This is a genomic window from Sphingorhabdus sp., from assembly GCF_046292425.1.
Lineage (GTDB): Bacteria > Pseudomonadota > Alphaproteobacteria > Sphingomonadales > Sphingomonadaceae > Sphingorhabdus_B.
This window is the reverse complement of record NZ_JBKBQV010000077.1, coordinates 10,235-10,848: the sequence shown is the minus strand read 5'-3', so window position 1 is coordinate 10,848 and position 614 is coordinate 10,235. Positions and strand designations below refer to the sequence as shown.

Here is a 614-nt window from a genome sequence, read left to right as displayed (position 1 = left end):
TTGGGTTGAAATGATCAACAATATGATCGCCGCAATTGCCACGCTCGCCAGCACCTTCCCGGGGCTTAGAACGCGCAGCACCGCTGATCCGATAAAGCGTCCAACCATGGCCCCGCCCCAGTAGAGACCAATGAGCTTACCAGCGGCCTGTTCCTGTAAGCCCATGACATGGTCTTGCATCAGGTAGTTTACAATCAGCGACCCAATCGCAACCTCAGCGCCGACGTACAGGAATATGCACATTGCGCCGAAACCGAAACGTGGGCGCTGAAGTAGGTCCAGACCGGCAAGGCCTTCGCTTGCCTCATGCTTTTCACCTTTTAGTGCATTGCGGAACATCCACACAACGGCTGCAACAATCGCCAGCGCCACAGCGATACCCAGATATCCATTCACAATCGCCTGGCTTTCGGCGGTACGGTAGGCATCCAGTTCCGCACCCGATAGCTGGTCGGCGGTTACCGTAGCCAGACTACCCAGGATAAGAATTGAACCGACAATCGGAAAGACCGTGGTGCCTAGCGAGTTGAAGGCCTGGGCAAAGGTCAGTCGGCTATGTGCCGTAGCAGGTTTGCCGAGCAACGAGATCAACGGGTTAGAAACGACCTGCACGA

Annotated in this window: 1 pseudogene; it reads right to left on the bottom strand. The window is 55.7% G+C overall.

Features of this window, described 5'->3' with window-relative positions:
- Window positions 1-614 (bottom strand): annotated as a pseudogene (locus ACK4S7_RS12480) (glucose/galactose MFS transporter); the annotation flags it as partial.